Genomic DNA, 15,998 nt, shown 5'->3' on the forward strand with positions numbered 1-15,998 from the left:
ACCGCACCCAGGGGCCGGTCACGGCTCCTCCCGGACGGGCTTTCGGACGCGGTTCAGCCGCGTTCCGGCCGTAGCAGCGGAATCATCAGCTGATCGATCATTTCCTCGATATCCCGCTCCCCCCATTCACTTCCGCACATCTTTGCGCGATACATCATCATGGCTGGAATGGCGTCGAAGACGTATCCGTTCACAGCGTCGGCGCGCACCTCCCCCCGCTCGATTCCTCGGGAGATGACCTCATGCAGCAGCCTGAGGGTCGGCTCTACGACCCCGTCGAAGATCACACCATGGAAGCGCTCGGCCTGCACTGCATCGCACTCGTGAATTACGGAGCGAAGTGCGAACCCAGAGCGTGAGTACATCGCCTCACGCGCCTGCCGGCACAGCTCCAGCAGGTCCTCGCGCACGCTCCCGAGATCCGGCGCCACATCGAAGCGCGGCAGCCCGGACTGGAGCGCATCGGCGACGAGGTCCTCCTTGGACGACCAACGGCGGTAGACCGCGGCCTTGCCGGTCTGGGCACCGGCCGCGACGCCCTCCATCGTGAGGCCGTTCCAGCCGACCGTGCTGAGCTGTTCCAGGGCGGCGTCGAGGATCGCGTGCTCGAGCACGGCACCGCGCCGGCGAAGGGAGGCCGGCTGGGCGGAGGCGTCCGTCCAGGGCGAAGTACCCATCTGTGTTTCTCCGTTGAGCATGAGGAAGCGGGGATTCCGGGGAAGGGGGCGAAGGCGGGGAGGCATCGCGCGGCAATGAAATCAGTGAACGCTTGCGTTCACTGACGGGGACTCACTACCGTTTGACGCGACAGTGAACGCTGGCGTTCACTAACGCACTCATGGGGGACCCATAGTGACAACCTCTCCGTTGATCCAGGAAAGAAAGCCGACAGCCGCCCGCCGCGAGGGGCGTCCCGGCATCGCGCTCACCGTCATCGCGGCCTGCCAACTCATGGTGGTACTCGACGCGACGATTGTGAACATCGCGCTCCCGCACATTCAAGACGCGCTCAAGTTCAGCACGACCGACCTGACATGGGTGGTCAGCGCGTACACCCTCACCTTCGGTGGCCTGCTCCTTCTCGGCGGCCGGGCCGGGGACATCCTCGGCCGGCGCCGGGTCTTCATGACAGGCATCCTGCTGTTCACCTTCGCCTCGCTGCTCGGCGGATTCGCCCAGGAACCCTGGCAGTTGCTGGCCGCGCGCGCCTTGCAGGGCATGGGTGGCGCGATAGCGTCGCCCACTTCGCTGGCGCTGGTCACCACCACCTTCCCCGAAGGCCCGGAACGCAACCGGGCCTTCGGAGTCTTCGCCGCGGTCTCGGCCGGCGGCGGCGCGATCGGCCTGCTGGCCGGCGGCATGCTCACGGAGTGGCTCGACTGGCGCTGGGTCCTCTTCGTCAACGTGCCGATCGGCGTTCTGATCGCTTCGCTCACCCCGCTCTACATCAACGAGTCCGAACGCCACCCGGGACGCTTCGACATCGCGGGCGCGCTCACCTCGACGGCGGGCATGGCGTCCCTGGTGTACGGCTTCATCCGTGCCTCCGAGAACGGCTGGCGGGACAGCGTCACGATCGGCTCGTTCGGGGCGGCCGTGGTGCTGCTGCTGGCGTTCGGCTTCGTCGAGGCGCGGGCGAAGGAGCCGATCACCCCGCTGAGGATGTTCACCGAACGCAACCGCTCGGGCACGTACGTGATCATGCTGAGCCTGGCCGCGGCGATGTTCGGCATGTTCTTCTACATCGTGCTGTTCGTGCAGAACGTGCTGGGATACTCACCGATCTCGGCCGGTGTGGCATTCCTCCCGGTGACGGTGGCGATCGTGATCGGCGCGGGTCTGTCGCAGCGGTTCCTGCCGGTGCTCGGCCCCAAGCCGTTCATGCTGACCGGGGCGACGCTCGTCGCGACCGGGCTCGGCTGGCTGACGTTCATCAGCACCGGGAGCTCCTACGTCTCCGGTGTGCTCGGCCCGATGCTGCTGTTCGGCCTCGGCATGGGTCTGAACTTCGTGACGCTGACGCTCACCGCGGTCTCGGGGGTCGCCCAGCACGAGGCGGGCGCGGCCTCCGGTCTGCTCAACGCGACGCAGCAGGTGGGCGGCTCGCTCGGGCTGTCGATTCTGACCACGGTCTTCGGTACGGCCAGCCGGAACGAGGCGGAGAAGCAGGTGCCGAAGTTCCTCGCGAGCGGCACGGCCGAGCAGAAGGCGGAGTTCGCGAAGACACACCAGTTGCCTGCTCCCTGGGGGCACGAGGTGCTCGCCCACGGCATCGGGACGGCCTTCCTGCCGGCCGCTGGGATGGCGCTGCTGGCGCTGGTCACGGCCGCGGTGGTCATCCGCGTACGCAAGAGCGACCTGGAGGCCCTGTCCGGCGCGGCGGGTCCCGCGGCGGGCTGAGACGCCGGGGGCCCGCGGCGGGCTGAGGCGCACCGGGTTCCGTCGCGGGCCGACACGCGCCGGGTGCCGCGGCAGGCCGGTACTCGCCGGGTACCACGGCGGGCCGGGGGTTTCCCTCCGCCCCCGCCTCAGCCCCCGCCTCCGTCCCACCGGAGGCGGGGGCTGAGGCGGGAGGCAGGAGCCGAGGGCGACGGGATGTCGCCCGCAGGAACGACGGCCGGAGTGCTGGTCCGGCCGTCCGCGGCACGACATCCCGTAGCGAGGCGGTCGGAGCCCGGCAGGGGCCCTCGCCTACGCGAGTGGTTTGGCTGCCTACGCGAGTGGTTTGGCCGCCTACGTGATCGCCGGAGCCCAGCCCGGCAGCGGCTCCACCCGGTCGACCCACTCCCCGGGCGGCACCCCGGCCTTCCCCGAAGCGACCACCGAGCCCACGATGGCGCAGGTCGTGTCCATGTCGCCGCCCACCTGGGCGGTGGTCCAGAATCCGCGCTCGTAGTCACCGAGGGCGCGCGCGGCGGACCACAGCGCGAAGGGCACCGTGTCGTGCGCCGTCACGCGCCGCCCACACCCCAGTACGGCGGCGACGGTCGCCGCGTCGCCGTAGTCGAGCATGTCCCGGGCACGCCGCAGGCCCATGCCGACGGCGCTCTTCGGCACGAGCGCGACGACCCCGTCCAAAAGCGCCTCGGCGCTCGGCGGTCCCGCCGGATCGGCGGCCAGCGCGGCGGCCGCGGCGACGGCCATCGCTCCCACCACGGCCTCGCGGTGCTGATGCGTCGGATAGGCGGAGATCTCCGCCTGGTGCGTGGCCTGCTCGGGGTCGTCCGCGTACCAGGCACCCAGGGGAGCGGCCCGTACCGCGGCGCCGCTGCCCCACGAGCCGTGGCCCCGGAACAGCGAGGCGGCCAGTTCCCGCCAGTCGTCGCCGGCGGCGATCCGCTCCAGCAGCAGGTCGATCGCCGGTTCGTGCCGGCGGGCGGCACCGTGGTGCTCCGCCAGGGACCGTGCCAGGGCGTCCTGGTCCACACGGCGGTGCGCGGCCACTACGGCGACCACGGAGCAGGCCATCTCCGTGTCGTCCGTCCATGGCCAGGGGCCGGGAGGCAGCTCGCGGCGCTGGAGCAGCGGATAGTTCGCGGGAAGGAAGAACTGTGCGCCCAGCGCGTCCCCCACCGCCAGTCCGCGCAGGGCTGCCAGGGCGCGTTCCAGACGTCCGTCGGGAGAGGAGTCAGCGGTCATCTTCCTGCCACTCTATCCCGTGATCCAGTACGGGTCCGGATCGCGCCAGCGGTCGAACGGCCGGTCGAGTGTGTATCTCCCGTCCTCCCCGAGGACGAGCATGCGCATCTCGCCGTTCCCGGGGTTGGAGAGCGACTCGAATTCGGCGACCGTCCAGTGGAACCAGCGCATGCAGAACAGCCGCATCGCCAGGCCGTGCGTCACCAGGAGCACGTTCGGCGGGTGGTCGGGGGCCTCGAAGCTCCGGAAGAGGCTCTCCAGGAAGCCGCCGACCCGATCGTAGACGTCGGCGCCGGACTCCCCCTGGGCGAAGCGGTAGAAGAAGTGTCCGTACGCGTCCCGGTACGTCTTCTGCACCCTTACGTCATCGCGGTCCTGCCAGTTGCCCCAGTCCTGCTCGCGCAGCCGGGGCTCCTCGCGGACGCGGACGAGCTCGGGGTCCAGGTGGAAGGCGCGGAGCGTCTCGTGAGTGCGGCGGTAGGGGGAGACGTATACGCTGACGCGCTCCCTGCCGAAGATCTCCCGCAGCCGTTTGCCCGTCTCCTCCGCCTGCCGCCATCCCCTCTCGGTGAGCGGAAGGGCGTGGTCGGGCTCGCGTTCGTACACGGAGTCATCGGCATTGCCCACCGACTCGCCGTGTCGGACAAGGACGATGCGCCGTGGTCGTGCCATGCCAAAACCCTAGATCGAGTGACGGCCGAACGGGCACCGGAAGAGCCTCCATACGGCACAGGTCACACAGGTGACCTCCGCCCCCCACTCGATCCGGACCGCAAACTCGGTCGGAAACGAACAGGCCGGTCCGCGGTACCGGTCCCGCACCCGGTCGCCCCCTCCTGGCTCGCGCGCGAGCGGCCCTCACACCGTCCAGGTCGGCTCCAACTCCACGATGTCGCCGGTGAGCGCCGCGACGTCCGCCTCCGTCTGAGCCCTCAGCGCCAGTCGCTCCACGCGCTCCTCGCGGTACTTGCCGTGCTCCGCCGCCGACTGCCACATGGACAGAATGAGAAACTCATGGCCCGGCGCCTCGCCGAACAGTCCGCGGATCATGCCCGGCGAGCCCGCCATGGCCGGGTTCCAGACCTTCTCCTGCATCAGGGCGAAGTGCTCGGCCCGCTCCTCGTGTACCCGGCAATGGGCGACGCGTACCACGTCGGCGTCCGAGAATCGGGGCTCGAAACCGGTCTTCACGTCGAAGCGGTAGTCGAAGAGCCGGACCTGCTGGTCCTTGAACGTGCCCGACTGCGACGCGGCCAGGCGGTCGTGGGAGCGCGCCATGAACGAGTCGTAGAAGGCGCGGCTCTCCCAGAACGCGAAGACATGCGCCACACCGGGCCTCACCCGGCTGAAGCCCCCGCCCTGTCCCCGGAAGCCCGGCTCCCCCGGAAGCCCCGCCCACTTCCGCTGCCCCCGTTCGAAACCGCGGCGGTCCACCACGGTGCAGCGAGTCCACTTGACCAGCACCGCGCCATCGTAAGGCCCCATCGCGTGGCGTCGGTCACGCTCGGGCGCAGTACACCCGGGCGAGCGCTCCGGCGCACCGAGGCACAATGGACAACTGAGCCCTGACACAGAGGAGTTCACGCGGGGCCGCGCCGACGGGGAGGGATGAGAGATGACCGGTCTCAACAAGGGCATCGCCAAGGCCGAGCTGGCACTGAAGTGGGACCCGAGTCCGAACAGTCAGTCGCCCACCGATCTCGACATCGTTGCCGCGACCTACTTGGCGGACGATCCCTATGGGGCTCCCGCCTATGTCGTGCACTTCGACAGCCGCTCCCCCGACGGCACGATCTCCCTCAACCGCGACAGCCCGGACGGCAAGGGCTTCGGCTGGGACGAGGTCATGACGCTCGAGCTCTACCGGCTCGACAGCCGGTACGCGCGCGTGGTGGCCGGCGTCGTCATCCAGCAGCGCGCCGGCCGCATGACGTTCGTCGACGTCCTGAATCCGGCGCTGCGGCTGCGTGAGGGGTACACCGTGCTCGCCGAGGACGACTTCGGCGGCGTTCTGGGGTCGACGGCGGCGACGGTGGCCGAGTTCGTCCGCGACGGCTCGGGCGAGTGGATGTTCCGCCCGGGGATCCACGGATACGACACGGATCCCGAGGGCTTCGCCCGTGTGATGGGCGGGTCCCCGTCGACTCCCGAGCCGCGCGAGTCCTGAGCCGCCCGGGGGCCCACTCGGGGACCGTCGCCCCCGAGGACTCTCCCGGAAGGGAGCCCCCGACGCCGAAGGGCGGCACGACCGCCGGCCGTACCGCCCTTCGAAGGATGCGGTCAGCTGCAGCCGCTCGTCGAGCCGCAGCCCTCGCAGATGTAGCAGGAACCGGCCCGCTGCATCTTCGTGCCGCAGGAGAAGCACAGCGGGGCGTCCGCCTGGATGCCCAGCTGCATCTCCACCAGCTCGGCGCTGGTGTGCGCCTGCTTCGGAGCCGGCTCGGCCGTCGCGGCCTCGGCCTTCGGAGCGACGACCGCCTTCAGCTCCTGGGCGCGCGGGGCCGACTGGGCCAGGCCCTCGACGTCGACCTCTTCCTCGGTGGGCTCGTACGAGCCGGTCTCCAGGTGGCGCTGACGCTCCTCGGCGGAGTGGATGCCGAGCGCGGAGCGCGTCTCGAAGGGCAGGAAGTCCAGGGCCAGGCGGCGGAAGATGTAGTCGACGATCGACTGCGCCATCCGCACGTCCGGGTCGTCCGTCATACCGGCCGGCTCGAAACGCATGTTGGTGAACTTCGAGACGTACGTCTCGAGCGGCACACCGTACTGAAGACCCACCGAGACGGCGATGGAGAAGGCGTCCATCATGCCCGCGAGCGTCGAGCCCTGCTTGGACATCTTCAGGAAGACCTCACCCAGACCGTCGTCCGGGTAGGAGTTGGCGGTCATGTAGCCCTCGGCGCCGCCGACGGTGAAGGAGGTGGTGATGCCGGGACGGCCCTTGGGGAGGCGCTTGCGGACCGGTCGGTACTCGACCACCTTCTCGACCTTCGGCTCCGCGACGGGCTCCTCGGCCTTCTCCTGCGCGGACTCCTTCTTCTTCGCGGAGAGCGGCTGGCCGACCTTGCAGTTGTCGCGGTAGATCGCGAGCGCCTTGATGCCCAGCTTCCAGGCCTCGAAGTAGATCTCCTCGACCTCCTCGACGGTCGCCGACTCCGGCATGTTGACGGTCTTGGAGATGGCGCCGGAGATCCACGGCTGGATGGCGGCCATCATGCGGACGTGGCCCATCGGGGAGATGGCACGCTCGCCCATGGCGCAGTCGAAGACCTCGTAGTGCTCGTGCTTGAGGCCCGGCGCGTCGATCACATTGCCGTGCTCGGCGATGTGGGCGACGATCGCCTCGATCTGCTCCTCCTGGTAGCCGAGGCGGCGCAGCGCCTGCGGCACGGTGCCGTTGACGATCTGCATCGAGCCGCCGCCGACCAGCTTCTTGAACTTCACCAGCGCCAGGTCCGGCTCGACACCGGTGGTGTCGCAGGACATGGCGAGACCGATGGTGCCGGTCGGCGCGAGGACGGACGCCTGGGAGTTGCGGAAGCCGTTCTTCTCGCCGAGGCGGAGGACGTACTGCCAGGCCTCGGTGGCGGCGGCCCACACCGGGGTGTCCAGGTCGTCCATGCGGACGGCCGTGGCGTTGGCGTCGGCGTGCTGCTTCATGACACGCAGGTGCGGCTGCTCGTTGCGGGCGTAGCCGTCGTACGGGCCGACGACCGCGGCCAGCTCCGCGGAGCGCTTGTACGCCGTGCCGGTCATCAGGGAGGTGATGGCGCCGGCCAGGGCGCGGCCGCCGTCGGAGTCGTACGCGTGACCGGTCGCCATGAGGAGGGCGCCGAGGTTGGCGTAGCCGATGCCGAGCTGGCGGAAGGCGCGGGTGTTCTCGCCGATCTTCTGGGTCGGGAAGTCCGCGAAGCAGATCGAGATGTCCATCGCGGTGATGACCAGCTCGACGACCTTGGCGAAGCGCTCGACGTCGAAGGACTGGCTGCCCTTGCCGTCGTCCTTCAGGAACTTCATCAGGTTCAGCGAGGCGAGGTTGCAGGACGTGTTGTCCAGGTGCATGTACTCGCTGCACGGGTTCGAGCCGTTGATGCGGCCGGACTCCGGGCACGTGTGCCAGTGGTTGATCGTGTCGTCGTACTGGATGCCGGGGTCGGCGCAGGCCCAGGCCGCCTCGGCCATCTTGCGGAAGAGCGCCTTGGCGTCGACCTCCTCGATGACCTCACCGGTCATCCGGGCGCGCAGGCCGAACCTCCCGCCGCTCTCGACGGCCTTCATGAAGGTGTCGTTGACGCGGACCGAGTTGTTGGCGTTCTGGTACTGGACGGAGGTGATGTCGTCGCCACCGAGGTCCATGTCGAAGCCCGCGTCACGGAGGGCGCGGATCTTCTCCTCCTCCTTGACCTTGGTCTCGATGAAGTCCTCGACGTCCGGGTGGTCGACGTCCAGGATGACCATCTTGGCGGCGCGACGGGTGGCACCGCCGGACTTGATCGTTCCGGCGGAGGCGTCGGCGCCGCGCATGAAGGACACCGGGCCGGAGGCGTTGCCGCCGGAGGAGAGCAGTTCCTTGGAGGAGCGGATCCGGGAGAGGTTCAGGCCGGCACCGGAGCCGCCCTTGAAGATCATGCCCTCTTCCTTGTACCAGTCGAGGATCGACTCCATGGAGTCGTCGACGGACAGGATGAAGCAGGCCGAGACCTGCTGGGGCTGCGGGGTTCCGACGTTGAACCAGACGGGGCTGTTGAAGCTGAAGATCTGGTGCAGGAGGGCGTACGCCAGTTCGTGCTCGAAGATCTCCGCGTCGGCGGGCGAGGCGAAGTAGTTGTAGTCCTCGCCGGCCTTCCGGTAGGTCTTCACGATGCGGTCGATCAGCTGCTTGAGGCTGGTCTCGCGCTGCGTGGTGCCGACGGCACCACGGAAGTACTTGCTGGTGACGATGTTGACCGCGTTCACCGACCAGAACTCGGGGAACTCGACGCCACGCTGCTCGAAGTTGACCGAGCCGTCGCGCCAGTTGGTCATGACGACGTCACGGCGCGCCCACTCGACCTCGTCGTACGGGTGCACGCCGGGGGTCGTGTGGATGCGCTCGACACGCAGTCCCTTGGTGGCCTTGGCGCCCTTCGCTCGGGAACCTCGTGCCGGACCGCTCGCCGTCTCTGTCATGCCGCCTCCCTGTATCAGGCAAAAACGCCCTGACGTGCCCTTTTCTTCCCAAGGCACGGTGTTGTGTCTGCTTGTCACGCGCGTCGTACGCCGGCACGCGTGACGGGTCTGTGTGCGCCCCCGACGGAGCCGGTACCCCCCGGCTCTCCCGTCAGTCGGCGGCGGTGGCGGGCACGGGGACGTCGGCCGTCCCTCCGGACCCGCGGTCGGTTCCCCGGCGCTCCGCGACAGTGTTCTCGTGGTCGTCGTCGTCCACGGCGGGATGCTCCCGCTGCTGCTCCCTGAGTTCCGTGATGGCGGCCTCGAAGTCCTCCAGCGAGTCGAACGCCCGGTAGACGGACGCGAACCGCAGATAGGCGACGAGGTCGAGCTCCTGCAAGGGGCCGAGTATGGCCAGACCCACGTCGTGGGTGGTCAGCTCGGCGCTCCCGGTGGCCCGCACCGCCTCTTCGACCCGCTGGCCGAGCTGGGCGAGTGCGTCCTCGGTGACAGGCCGCCCCTGGCATGCCTTGCGCACGCCATTGATGATCTTGGTGCGGCTGAAGGGCTCGGTGACTCCGGACCGCTTCACCACCATGAGCGAGCACGTCTCCACGGTCGTGAAACGACGGGAGCAGTCGGGGCACTGGCGGCGCCTGCGGATGGACGTGCCGTCGTCGGTCGTACGACTGTCGACGACGCGGCTGTCGGGGTGCCTGCAGAAGGGGCAGTGCATGGCTCCAACCCTCCTTTTCAGCACGACTCATTGACCTCGTGGGCCTCATGGGCCCCTCGAAGCAGCCCCAAGCATAGGCGATCTCCCGAGGCGGGGAGACCGCGGGGACCACAACTTCTGGGCCACTGTCGCAATCCAACCACTACATGTAGCGATTGGCTCGCACATGTGGTGGCGACACGCCCACGGCGGATGGATTGGCACATGCCCCGTGGCCCTACCGGATCAGGCCAATGCGCGAATACGGTGAACGCCGCATGAAGAAGGGGGCCGGTACAACGGCCGACGGGCGCGGGGTGGCAGACTGGGCACCTGCCGCGGCGGCCCACAAGGCCCTCACTCCGGCGGTGAAGAGTACAGCAATGAGTGCTTTCACCCTTCTCCGCCGCCGGCTCGCTCGAGCGGGGGACCCCCACGGAGCGGGCATCGGCCATACACCCGGAGCCCCGATCACGTCAGGTAATTCGCCGTTTTTCACTCGAACGTGTGTTTGGCGCAACCTTTCGAAAGCAACTACCGTTGTGCTGCACGGGAGACCATCGAGAGGGGCCGACGTGACCACCACCGCAGACAGTGCCACCATCACTGCCCAGGACCGCTCCCAGGGCCGACTCGAGCCGGTGCATGCCATGAACGAAGCCACGAACCACGAGGGGCCCAAGCGGTCCCTGCCGGGCCGACCTCCAGGCATCCGGGCGGACAGCTCCGGGTTGACCGACCGGCAGCGCCGGGTGATCGAGGTCATCCGGGACTCCGTGCAGCGGCGCGGCTACCCGCCGTCGATGCGGGAGATCGGCCAGGCCGTGGGGCTCTCCAGTACGTCGTCGGTGGCGCACCAGCTGATGGCTCTGGAGCGCAAGGGCTTCCTGCGCCGCGACCCGCACCGCCCGCGCGCGTACGAGGTGCGCGGCTCCGACCAGTCGCCCTCCGTGCAGCCCACCGACACCGCGGGCAAGCCCGCCGCGTCCTACGTACCGCTCGTCGGCCGAATCGCCGCCGGTGGCCCGATCCTCGCCGAGGAGTCGGTCGAGGACGTGTTCCCGCTCCCGCGGCAGCTCGTGGGCGACGGTGAACTCTTCGTGCTGAAGGTCGTCGGCGACTCCATGATCGAGGCCGCGATCTGCGACGGCGACTGGGTAACGGTCCGCCGCCAGCCCGTCGCCGAGAACGGCGACATCGTCGCCGCGATGCTCGACGGCGAGGCCACGGTCAAGCGCTTCAAGCGCGAGGACGGCCATGTCTGGCTGCTCCCCCACAACGCCGCCTACCAGCCCATCCCCGGCGACGAAGCCACCATCCTGGGCAAGGTGGTGGCGGTGCTGCGGCGGGTGTGACACCGTCGCGGTGGGCGGACCTTCGACCGCCCCCATGATCCGGGCCCCGGGACCCCTGCGCCGGTTCCGGGGCCCTGCGCTGTCCGGTGCGCCGGGCCCTGTCCTGTGCGGCGGGCACGGCCCCGGTCGGTCACGCACCCTCCGCCTTCGCCGCCGCGTCGATGGCCGCCAGCGACTTGCGCACCTGATGACGGTCGGTCGTGTACCAGAAGGCGGGAAGTGACGCCTTCAGATAGCCGCCATAGCGGGCCGTGGCGAGCCGCGGGTCCAGCACGGCGACCACACCGCGGTCCCTGGAGGCCCGTACGAGCCGGCCGGCGCCCTGCGCCATCAGCAGCGCGGCGTGCGTCGCGGCCACAGCCATGAAGCCGTTGCCCCCGTCGTCCTCCACCGACTTCTGGCGGGCGCTCATCAGCGGATCGTCGGGGCGCGGGAAGGGGATCTTGTCCATGACGACCAGTTGGCAGCTGGGTCCGGGGACGTCGACCCCTTGCCAGAGCGAGAGCGTGCCGAAGAGGGAGGTCTTCGGGTCGGCCGCGAAGTTCTTGATCAGCTCGCCGAGGGTCTCCTCACCCTGGAGAAGGATCGGGAACTCGGGGATGCGGGTGCGCAGCTCCTCGGCGGCGAGCTGGGCCGCCCGCATCGAGGAGAACAGGCCCAGTGTGCGGCCGCCGGCCGTCTGGACGAGTTCCGTCAGCTCGTCCAGCATGTCCGAGCGCTCGCCGTCCCGTGCGGGGCGGGACAGATGCTTCGCGACATACAGGATGCCCTGCTTCGGATAGTCGAAGGGGGAACCGACGTCGATGCCCTTCCACTTCGGCAGGTCCTCCCCCTCCGTACCCTCGGGGGCGAGGCCCAGGGATCCGCCCACGCCGTTGAAGTCGCCGCCCAGCTTCAGCGTGGCGGAGGCCAGGATCACCGAGCGGTCCGCGAAGAGCTTCTCCCTGAGCAGCCCCGACACCTTCAGCGGGGCGACCCGCAGGGACGCGCCGAAGCGGTCGTGACGCTCGAACCAGACGACGTCCCACTCGGAACCGTTGGTGATCCGCTCCGCCACGTCGTGCACGCTCTCCACGGAGGCCAGCGCCTGCTTGCGGACGGCGTCCTCGTCCTGCACCGATCTGTCCCGGGTGGTGCCGAGCGCGGAGATCACCGCACGGGCCGCGTCGCGCAACGCCATGAGGGCGTACCCGAGATCCTCCGGGATCTCCTCCAGGCGGCCCGGCAGGGCCAGTTCCATCAGCCGCTCGAAGCCCTCGGCTGCCGTCTGGAGCCGGTCCGCGGCCTTCTCGTCCACGAGCTTGGCGGCGCGGCGCACCGCGCGGTTGACCTGGCCGGGAGTGAGCTCACCGGTGGCGACCCCCGTCACCCGGGAGACAAGCTCGTGGGCCTCGTCGACGATCAGCACCTCGTGCTGCGGAAGGACCGGCGCGCCCTCGATGGCGTCGATCGCGAGCAGCGCGTGGTTGGTGACGACCACCTCGGCGAGCTTGGCACGCTCGCGGGCCATCTCGGCGAAGCACTCGGCGCCGTAGGCGCACTTCGAGGCGCCCAGGCACTCCCGGGAAGACACCGACACCTGGGCCCAGGCGCGGTCGGAGACTCCCGGAGTGAGGTCGTCTCGGTCGCCGCTCTCCGTCTCCTGGGACCAGTCGCGCAGCCGCAGCAGGTCCTGACCCAGCTTGCTGCTGGGGGCGGCGGCCTCGAACTGGTCGAAGAGGCCGTCCTCCTCGTCCTGGGGCATGCCCTCGTGCAGACGGTGCAGACACAGGTAGTTCGAACGCCCCTTGAGCATCGCGAACTCCGGTCGGCGGCGCAGCAGCGGATGCAGTGCCTCCACCGTGCGCGGCAGGTCCCGCTCGACGAGCTGACGCTGAAGCGCCAGGGTGGCGGTCGCCACCACCACGGGCTCCCCGTGCGCGAGCGCGGGCACCAGATAGCCCAGCGACTTACCGGTACCGGTGCCGGCCTGGACCAGCAGATGGGTGCCGTCGTCGATGGCCTCCGCGACGGCTTGGGCCATGGTCACCTGGCCGGGGCGCTCCGTGCCGCCGACGGCTGTGACGGCTGCATGCAGGAGTTCGGGGAGTGAGGGCTTCGTCATAGCCTGACCACCCTACGGCCCTGCACCGACAACAGGGGGATCAAGGCCGCGGCGCACGAGGCGTCCGCGGGTGGTGCGGGGAGTGGGGAGGGTTCCGCGGGTCGGTGAGTACGGGTGCGCCGGCCGGTCCGAGCGGAGCAGGCAGACGGATTCGGCACGAGGGCTCCCCGGCTCGGAACTCACACAGAGCACGCTTCGTTACGCAGAGTGATGGCAATGATGGCAGTGACGACCGTGATGGCCACTACAGCAGACGGCACAGGATCCGGTCCCGGACCATGAGGGCGGCCCGCTTGCCGGGCAGGTCCATCTCGGCGGAGAACCGGAAGCCGGCACTCAGGAAGGCGGCGATGGAGGGGGTGTTGCGAAGGTCGGGTTCGGCGACGACGCGAGCACAGGCGGGGCGCCGGTCGAGGACGAGATCGGCGACGGCGCGCAGGAGGGTGGAGCCGAGGCCGCGTCCCCGGGTGGAGACCTCACCGATGAGGAGGTGGATCCCGGTGTCGTGGGGACGGGCGGGATAGTGGCGGGCCAGGGGGTCGAGGTCGGCGCGGTAGATCTCCCAGTAACTCATCGGGGTGCCGTCCAGCACGCCCAGGCAGGGGACGCTGCGTCCGTCACCGTCGAGTTGGGCGCGCAGGTGCCGCTCGGTCACCGCCTCGCCTCCGGCGAGCCCCCAGAACACGGCGGCGACGGGGTCGTTCATCCATCGGGCGACAAGCGGGAGGTCGCGGCCGAGATGGACGGGGACGAACTGGAAGACGCCCGCGGGGGTGGTGGTCGGGCCCCAGTCGGCGACGTGACCGAGGAGGGCGTCGTCCTGCGGGACGGCGGATCGGACGGCGGGTGGGGTGGCTGCGGTGGCCGCCCGGTCCGGGTCCCCGGCCGGCGTGGGTCGGGCCGTCCCGCTGCGGCTCGCCTCCTCCTCCGCGCACAGCGCCTGGAACCCGTCGGGCAGCCGGAGGTCGAGGGTGTCCTCGCCGTCGGGTCCCGAACCGGGGCCCCGGCTGGGGACGGGGACGGCCTCGCCGCGGGACACGGGGTCCGTGCCGGTGTGGGACCCCCTGGGTGCGGAGGTGGTGCCGGCGTCGGTGCTCGCATCGGTGGCAGACACGACGACGCTCCTCTCAGACGACGGGGTGGGGCATGTTCCTCAGGGATGAAGGGGGTTGGCGATGGTGACGTAGACGGACTGGGTGTCCACCGGGCCGACGAGCTCGTCGAGGCCGTGCAGCCGGGTCAGCAGGTTGGCCTTGCAGCGCAGGACGGGTGAGTCGAGCAGGCGGGCGGGCAGGGATGTGCGCAGCCGGCGGGGGCCGGTGGCCGCCTCGGTGAGGAAGCGGCGGAACGCGGCGAGCAACAGCGCCTCATGGACGAGGCGTTGCGAGCCGAACGCGCCGATGAGACCGAGCACGTTGTTGATGCCGAGGTAGTAGGCGAAGCGCTCGTCGGTGACCTCGTCGGAGACGAAAGTGTCGCTGTGCTCGCCGATGCCGGGCAGCCGGGAGTGGAGTTCGCCGCGGCGGGACTCGCGGAAGTAGTAGCCCTGGTTGTCCCGGTAGCGGCCGCCCGCGGGCCAGCCCTCGGGGTCCAGCAGAAGTACGGTGTTCTGCTGGTGCGCCTCGAGAGCGATGCCGGCCTCGCCGTCCAGCCAGAGCACCGGGCGCACCACCTGTGCGAGGTAGCGCAGGAACCACTCGGTGGCGACGGCACCGAGCGGGCGACCGGTACGCCCGGCGAGGCGCGTGATGATCTCCGCGAGCCGGGAGGAGCGCGCAGGGCGCTGCTGCTCGGCGTTCCGGGCCCGGCAGCCGGGGGCGACGAGTGCGGCGATGCACGACGCGTTGTCCGCCGGGGTGAACGGATTGTGGCGGATCATCACGTCCAGGCCGCTCACGGGGTCGCCGTAGGGGTCGTCGACGGCGAGCCAGGCGGGGTCGCGGACGATGTCGAAGCCGGGGTGGGCCGACTGCCACTGCTCGCCTAGGCCGCTGCGCAGCAGGCGGTGCACCTCGACGCCCCGGTGGAGTTCCTTGCGGAGGTTCTCGCGGCGGGAGTTGGTGATGCGCAGGCCCAGCGACAGCTTGAGCATCGCGGGGGCGCCCGAGCGGTAGACGGTACGGACGGAGGAGGTGGGGTGCCAGGGTTCGCCGTGTGGGCCGAGATCCCGGAGCAGTCCGGCGTCCAGGAGGGCTCTGACCGCCGGTCGGTGCCGGATCTCGCGCGCCTGCCAGGGGTGCAGCGGTAGTGCGGCGAAGCCGTCGGGCAGGGGGAGCGCCGGTCCGGCGAGGCCTTGGGTCAGCCGGGCCGCGGGCATGGGCCGGCCGCGCTCCGTCCACGCCGAGTCGGTGGCGAGTACGGAGGGGGCGACCGCGAACCAGTGCAACGGGAAGGCGCCGCGCCGTTCGGGCGAGTAGAGGCGGTCCTCGGTGTCGGACAGCCCCTCGCGGCTCTTGGGCGTGGGGTGCAGGGGGTGCCCTGGCAGCAGCGCCTGCTCGGCCGAGAGGAAGACATCGGCCGCGCCCGCCGGGCGCGCACGGCGCTCCGCGAGGTAGGTGGCGGTGCGGTGCGCGGAGTCGGCGACACGGCGCACCAGGTCGGCGACGTGGCTCGGCGCGGAGCCCTGCAGGTGTTCCGCGCCGGCGGCTTGTGCGGGCCCCGGTGCCGATGGCGGTGTGGTGGAGGGTGCTGTTCCTGTGGTCTCCCGTGCCAGCAGTGCCGCCACGGTCACCGCGTCCACGGGCGGGGCCCACCCCGGTGCGCCCGCGAGGCGCGGTGGGCCGAAGCGGTGCCAGCCGGTCGCGGACCAGTAGCGGACCGGGGCGAGAAGGGCCGCACCGCTGGCGGGGAGCGGGATGCGCAGGACCGCATCGTCGGGAGCGCCGAGGCCCCTCTCGCGCACCCAGCAGCGCAGCAGGTTCTCGAGGGTCGCGGCCTGGGCCGCCGTGTGCGGGTCGGGGTGTTCCAGCGGGTCGGGGGCGCCGTCGGGTTCCGGAACCGCTGACTTCTGCCGGGGGATGGTGTCCGACGCCGGTGCGGG

Annotated in this window: 12 protein-coding genes; 3 read left to right on the plus strand and 9 right to left on the minus strand. The window is 70.2% G+C overall.

Annotated features, from left to right (window positions below):
* Positions 1-53 precede the first annotated feature (53 nt).
* Positions 54-677, minus strand: a complete 624-nt coding sequence (locus ABZ876_RS26555) for a TetR/AcrR family transcriptional regulator (protein WP_361786120.1) — start codon at positions 675-677, stop codon at positions 54-56.
* A gap of 175 nt (positions 678-852) precedes the next feature.
* Here ABZ876_RS26555 and ABZ876_RS26560 point away from each other — a divergent pair, with 175 nt between their 5' ends.
* Positions 853-2,400 (plus strand): MFS transporter, encoded by a 1,548-nt coding sequence (locus ABZ876_RS26560; protein ID WP_361786123.1) that lies wholly within the window; start codon positions 853-855, stop codon positions 2,398-2,400.
* A gap of 333 nt (positions 2,401-2,733) precedes the next feature.
* Here ABZ876_RS26560 and ABZ876_RS26565 read toward each other — a convergent pair whose 3' ends face one another.
* From ABZ876_RS26565 to ABZ876_RS26575, 3 genes are all read right to left on the minus strand, one after another.
* Positions 2,734-3,639 (minus strand): ADP-ribosylglycohydrolase family protein, encoded by a 906-nt coding sequence (locus ABZ876_RS26565; protein WP_361786126.1) that lies wholly within the window; start codon positions 3,637-3,639, stop codon positions 2,734-2,736.
* A gap of 12 nt (positions 3,640-3,651) precedes the next feature.
* Positions 3,652-4,311 (minus strand): histidine phosphatase family protein, encoded by a 660-nt coding sequence (locus ABZ876_RS26570; RefSeq protein WP_361786129.1) that lies wholly within the window; start codon positions 4,309-4,311, stop codon positions 3,652-3,654.
* Positions 4,312-4,497: 186 nt separating this feature from the next.
* Positions 4,498-5,103: a YdbC family protein gene (locus ABZ876_RS26575; protein ID WP_361786132.1), complete on the minus strand. Its 606-nt coding sequence runs from the start codon at positions 5,101-5,103 to the stop codon at positions 4,498-4,500.
* A gap of 151 nt (positions 5,104-5,254) precedes the next feature.
* Here ABZ876_RS26575 and ABZ876_RS26580 point away from each other — a divergent pair, with 151 nt between their 5' ends.
* Positions 5,255-5,806 carry a TerD family protein gene (locus ABZ876_RS26580; protein WP_361786135.1) on the plus strand — a complete coding sequence of 184 codons (552 nt, stop codon included), beginning with the start codon at positions 5,255-5,257 and terminating at the stop codon, positions 5,804-5,806.
* A 113-nt stretch (positions 5,807-5,919) separates the two neighbouring features.
* Here the strand turns inward: ABZ876_RS26580 and ABZ876_RS26585 are convergent, their stop codons facing one another.
* Positions 5,920-8,805 carry a vitamin B12-dependent ribonucleotide reductase gene (locus ABZ876_RS26585; protein WP_361786138.1) on the minus strand — a complete coding sequence of 962 codons (2,886 nt, stop codon included), beginning with the start codon at positions 8,803-8,805 and terminating at the stop codon, positions 5,920-5,922.
* Positions 8,806-8,956: 151 nt separating this feature from the next.
* Complete coding sequence (nrdR, locus tag ABZ876_RS26590; RefSeq protein ID WP_361786141.1) at positions 8,957-9,520, minus strand: transcriptional regulator NrdR; 564 nt, start codon at positions 9,518-9,520, stop codon at positions 8,957-8,959.
* A 554-nt stretch (positions 9,521-10,074) separates the two neighbouring features.
* Here nrdR and lexA point away from each other — a divergent pair.
* Positions 10,075-10,854: a transcriptional repressor LexA gene (lexA, locus tag ABZ876_RS26595; protein WP_361786144.1), complete on the plus strand. Its 780-nt coding sequence runs from the start codon at positions 10,075-10,077 to the stop codon at positions 10,852-10,854.
* A 130-nt stretch (positions 10,855-10,984) separates the two neighbouring features.
* On the opposite strand, the gene ABZ876_RS26600 is transcribed toward lexA, so the two are convergent.
* From ABZ876_RS26600 to ABZ876_RS26610, 3 genes are all read right to left on the minus strand, one after another.
* Positions 10,985-12,958, minus strand: a complete 1,974-nt coding sequence (locus ABZ876_RS26600; RefSeq protein WP_361786147.1) for an ATP-dependent DNA helicase — start codon at positions 12,956-12,958, stop codon at positions 10,985-10,987.
* 244 nt (positions 12,959-13,202) lie between these two features.
* Positions 13,203-13,997, minus strand: a complete 795-nt coding sequence (locus tag ABZ876_RS26605; RefSeq protein ID WP_361786304.1) for a GNAT family N-acetyltransferase — start codon at positions 13,995-13,997, stop codon at positions 13,203-13,205.
* 114 nt (positions 13,998-14,111) lie between these two features.
* Complete coding sequence (locus ABZ876_RS26610) at positions 14,112-15,977, minus strand: IucA/IucC family protein (RefSeq protein ID WP_361786307.1); 1,866 nt, start codon at positions 15,975-15,977, stop codon at positions 14,112-14,114.
* Positions 15,978-15,998 lie beyond the last annotated feature (21 nt).

This window comes from Streptomyces sp. NPDC046931, assembly GCF_040644655.1.
GTDB lineage: Bacteria > Actinomycetota > Actinomycetes > Streptomycetales > Streptomycetaceae > Streptomyces.

Coding starts and splice junctions, on each gene's coding strand:
- ABZ876_RS26555 (WP_361786120.1), bottom strand. CDS start 677: ATGGGTACTTCGCCCTGGACGGACGCCTCCGCCCAGCCGGCCTCCCTT.
- ABZ876_RS26565 (WP_361786126.1), bottom strand. CDS start 3,639: ATGACCGCTGACTCCTCTCCCGACGGACGTCTGGAACGCGCCCTGGCA.
- ABZ876_RS26570 (WP_361786129.1), bottom strand. CDS start 4,311: ATGGCACGACCACGGCGCATCGTCCTTGTCCGACACGGCGAGTCGGTG.
- ABZ876_RS26580 (WP_361786135.1), top strand. CDS start 5,255: ATGACCGGTCTCAACAAGGGCATCGCCAAGGCCGAGCTGGCACTGAAG.
- ABZ876_RS26585 (WP_361786138.1), bottom strand. CDS start 8,805: ATGACAGAGACGGCGAGCGGTCCGGCACGAGGTTCCCGAGCGAAGGGC.
- nrdR (WP_361786141.1), bottom strand. CDS start 9,520: ATGCACTGCCCCTTCTGCAGGCACCCCGACAGCCGCGTCGTCGACAGT.
- ABZ876_RS26600 (WP_361786147.1), bottom strand. CDS start 12,958: ATGACGAAGCCCTCACTCCCCGAACTCCTGCATGCAGCCGTCACAGCC.